The following is a 3342-nucleotide window of genomic DNA, read 5'->3' as shown; positions in this document are numbered from 1 at the left end:
GCGGCAGGCGGCGGGGGGCGCGGGCGGCATCAGGCGGTGCGGTCGAGGCTGGCGGCCAGGGTATGCCGCAGCGGCCGGCGCCGCGGCCCCTCGGCCGGGCCGTAGAGGCCGGGATCGGCGGCCTCCTGCAGGTCGCGCCGCAGCCGCTCGCGCATGCCCTCCAGCGCGCCGGCGACGGCGCCCAGCACCATGGCGTTCTCCTCCGCCGCGCGCATCATGGCGCGCAGCGCGGCGCGCTCGGCGGCGTCGCGCGGCGGGCCGTCGCGGTCCAGCGCCAGGGTCAGCGCGGCCAGCGCCTGGCGCTTCTCCTCGATCAGCCGGTGCAGCTCGGGCAGGGCGACCTGGCGGGCGGCCGCGGCCTCCTGCTGCAGGGCGCGCTGCAGCCGGGCAGCTGCCTGCTGCAGCGGGCTCATGGCCTGCCCCCGCGCGCCGGATTGGCTCTTGCCGCGATGGCGCGCTCCAGCGCGGTGCCGAGGCCCAACCCGTTGCGCGCGACCAGCGCCTCGCCCAGCGCCTGGTCCATGAAGCTGTCGAAGGCGTCGCCGCCGGTGCCGCGGCCACCCAGCCCCTCCTTCTGCGGCGGCCGGGCGGCGCGCAGCAGCTCGGCGGCGAAGCTGGCCTCCAGCTGGCGCGCCAGGCGGCGGACCTGGCCGGGTCCGGCGCTGGTGCCGGCATTGCTGCCGGCCGGGCCGGCGGGTCTGTCCACGGCGGCGTTCTGCGTCACCGGCTGCATGGGATTGAGCCTCCCGCTCCTGCGATCGTGATTCGGGGCTGCATCATGCGGGGACGTTAGCAGGGCATCAGGAAATTTTCGCATAATGTCGGCCGCGCCGGCCTCCAGAAGGGACGGCTCCTTGATCTCCAGAAGGAGCAGCCCCCGAACGCCTCCCCCAGCCCCGGGGAGACGAGCAGAGGAACCGACGCCATGAGCGAGCATGACGACCGGTATATGGAAAGCGAGGCGAAGCGGCGCCACCAGGTGCGCCGGCGCGCCCTGGCCGTCGAGCTGCGCGGCGAGTTCGACCGCCGGCTGATGGCCGGCGAGGAGATCACCGCCCTGGCCCGCGCCTTCGGCATCGAGCCCTGGTACGCGCAGCGCCGCGCCAAGCGGGTGATGAGCCGCGTCACCAAGGGCCGCGAGGCCTCGCCCTTCCTCTCCACCTTCAGCGAGGTGGAGGACGACATGACGCCGATCCAATACGCCTGCTGCGTGCTGGGGCTGCGGGTGCGGCCGCTGCGCAACGGCTACTACATCCTGGACGGCTTCCAGGCCGGGCCGAAGGAGGTGACGCGCGCCGCCAACCGGCTGCTGCGCGAGCGCGGGCTGTCGGAAATCCCCTATCCCGGGCTGACGCCGCTCTATCGCTGAGCGGCGCCGCCGGGGGGCAGGCGGGAAGCGTCAGGCGGCGGGCTTGCCGATCAGCATTTCCTCGGGCGCGCCGCGCAGCTCGACCTCCAGCGCGACCAGATCGGTCACGCCCTCGGCCGAGAGCTCGTCCACCGCCTCGGCCGCGGCCTGGGTGACCTGGGCCAGGCTCTGCAGCGCCGCCTCGGCCTCGGCGACCAGGGCGGCGGTGCTGATGGCGGTGATCACCGAGACCTCGGCCAGGCTGGCGGCCGGCATCATCGGCATGGCGGGGCCCGGCATCGGCGCGCTCTCGGCCGGCTCGGGGTCGCGCTGGCGGTGCAGGCCACGCACGCGCGCGCCACGCTCGATGCTGATCTCGTCGTAGAGCAGCTCGGCATCGAGGGTCGCGGTGCGCACCACCTCGATCTCGCGCGCCACCAGGCTGCCGCGCAGCGTGCCGCAGATCCGCGCGCGCTCGACGGTGACGCTGCCCTCGACCAGCCCGCCGGGCTCGATGAACAGCACCGGCGCCTGCAGGCCGCCGCGCAGCACCCCCTCGACCCGGACGGCGCCGCGCGAGCGCAGCCGCCCCTCCAGCTCGCTGTCGGCGGCGACCAGCATGATGCCGCTCACCGGATTGGCCACCGGGGCGCGCGGCCGCTCGCTGCGCGGCTCGATCCGCGGCTCATGCCGCGCGTCAAGCCGTTCGGGGCCGCGGGGCGGCAGGGTGTCGCCCGGGGCCGTCGCCGGCTCGGCGCTGAGATCGATGCGTTCATAGGTGATGCGCGGCTCCGCGCCGCTCGGCCTGCCGAAGATGTTCATGTCCGGTTCCCGTTCTAGGAGATGCCGCCGGCGCCCGATGCCGGGCGCGCTGCTCGTCTGTCCTATATTTTTCGCATGCCACCCGCAATGTTTTTCGCAGAATACGGCGCGAAATCGCCCAAGCCCCCGGGATCAGCCCACCAGGGCGGCGCGGGCGCCGGCCAGGCCCAGCACCTCGTCCAGATGCTGCCCCTGGGCCAGCGCCTGGGCCAGCGCCGTCAATTGCAGCGCCGCCGGGGTCATGCCGGGCCGGCCCAGCCGTGGCGCCAGCCGCGCCAGCCCGGCGGCGGCGGCGGCCGGCGTCAGCCCGGGCAGCAGGGGGGCGGCGGCCGGGGCGCTGGCCGGCGGCAGCAGGCCCGAGGGCACCGCCACCACCTGCCCGCCCGGCAGGCTGAGCTGGCCGGTGCGTGCCTCCGCCTGGCCGTTGCAGCAGGCCAGCAGCGCCTCGGGCGCCGCGGCGCTGGCCAGCATCAGCGCCACCAGCCGGCCGAGCTCGGCATTGTCGCCGGCGGCCCAGCCGATCGCCTGGGCGCAGCTCGCCTCGTCGAGCAGGCACAGCCCGTCGGGCGCCGGCTCGGCGAAGGGGTCGTCGAGGGCGGGGATGTGGAAGTCGCGGAAATGCTCGAGCGCCGCGGCCAGCGCCGCCTGCTCGACCAGCATTTCCGAGGCGCAGCCAAGCGCGGCCAGCCGCCGCTCGCGCAGCCCGGCCAGGTCGGCCGGCTGCAGCGCCGCCAGCGGCAGGGCGCAGTCGGGGTCGGCCATCAGCGGCGCCAGCCGCTGCAGCGGCGCGATCTCGGTGCCGCCCTCGCTGCGCGGCAGGGTGCCCTGGTCGATCGCCCAGCGCCGCAATGCCTCCGCCGCGGTGCCGAGGAAGCGCTTGGTGCCGATCCGCACCATGCAGACGCGGGCGGCCAGCGTCGCCATCGCCGCCCAGTCCTCGGCGGCGGCGCGGTCGGTGAAGGCCTCGCGCTGGAAGGCCATCGGCCCCTGCCCCACCGCCACCTGCCAGGTGCCGTCCCGCCCCGGCCGCACGCGCGTCACCATGGGCGAGACTCCTTCCGCTGCAGGGAATGGGGCCGGCCGGGAAAGCCCCGGCCCGGAAATCGTACGGGAGCCACCGGCGCGCGCCCGCCAGGGCCACAAACCATGGTATTTCGCAGATCATGCGCCCC

At 75.6% G+C, this 3342-nt stretch carries 5 protein-coding genes; 1 reads left to right on the top strand and 4 read right to left on the bottom strand.

Annotated elements, in window-relative coordinates; all coding sequences use genetic code 11:
* Positions 1-29 precede the first annotated feature (29 nt).
* Positions 30-413: a hypothetical protein gene (locus GVN67_RS28535; RefSeq protein WP_160000688.1), complete on the bottom strand. Its 384-nt coding sequence runs from the start codon at positions 411-413 to the stop codon at positions 30-32.
* Entirely contained in the window at positions 410-733 is a 324-nt protein-coding gene (locus tag GVN67_RS28530; RefSeq protein ID WP_160000687.1) for a rod-binding protein, read from the bottom strand. The genes GVN67_RS28535 and GVN67_RS28530 overlap by 4 nt, the downstream gene beginning before the upstream one ends.
* Before the next feature lie 192 nt (positions 734-925).
* Here GVN67_RS28530 and GVN67_RS28525 point away from each other — a divergent pair, with 192 nt between their 5' ends.
* A complete protein-coding gene (locus GVN67_RS28525; protein WP_160000686.1) occupies positions 926-1369 on the top strand; it encodes a hypothetical protein in 444 nt (147 codons plus the stop codon).
* Between the two features lie 30 nt (positions 1370-1399).
* Here GVN67_RS28525 and GVN67_RS28520 read toward each other — a convergent pair whose 3' ends face one another.
* A complete protein-coding gene (locus GVN67_RS28520; RefSeq protein WP_160000685.1) occupies positions 1400-2170 on the bottom strand; it encodes a polymer-forming cytoskeletal protein in 771 nt (256 codons plus the stop codon).
* Between the two features lie 132 nt (positions 2171-2302).
* Positions 2303-3214, bottom strand: coding sequence for a hypothetical protein (locus tag GVN67_RS28515; protein WP_160000684.1), 912 nt, complete (start codon positions 3212-3214; stop codon positions 2303-2305).
* Positions 3215-3342 lie beyond the last annotated feature (128 nt).

Source organism: Roseomonas sp. 18066, from assembly GCF_902706185.1.
Taxonomy (GTDB): Bacteria; Pseudomonadota; Alphaproteobacteria; order Acetobacterales; family Acetobacteraceae; genus Pseudoroseomonas.
The sequence above is the reverse complement of the archived record's forward strand: the minus strand, read 5'-3'. Positions and strand labels throughout refer to the sequence as shown.

Bases quoted from the DNA above. Each gene is read 5' to 3' on its own strand.
- GVN67_RS28525 (WP_160000686.1), top strand. From the start codon at position 926: ATGAGCGAGCATGACGACCGGTATATGGAAAGCGAGGCGAAGCGGCGC.
- GVN67_RS28535 (WP_160000688.1), bottom strand. From the start codon at position 413: ATGAGCCCGCTGCAGCAGGCAGCTGCCCGGCTGCAGCGCGCCCTGCAG.
- GVN67_RS28515 (WP_160000684.1), bottom strand. From the start codon at position 3,214: ATGGTGACGCGCGTGCGGCCGGGGCGGGACGGCACCTGGCAGGTGGCG.
- GVN67_RS28530 (WP_160000687.1), bottom strand. From the start codon at position 733: ATGCAGCCGGTGACGCAGAACGCCGCCGTGGACAGACCCGCCGGCCCG.
- GVN67_RS28520 (WP_160000685.1), bottom strand. From the start codon at position 2,170: ATGAACATCTTCGGCAGGCCGAGCGGCGCGGAGCCGCGCATCACCTAT.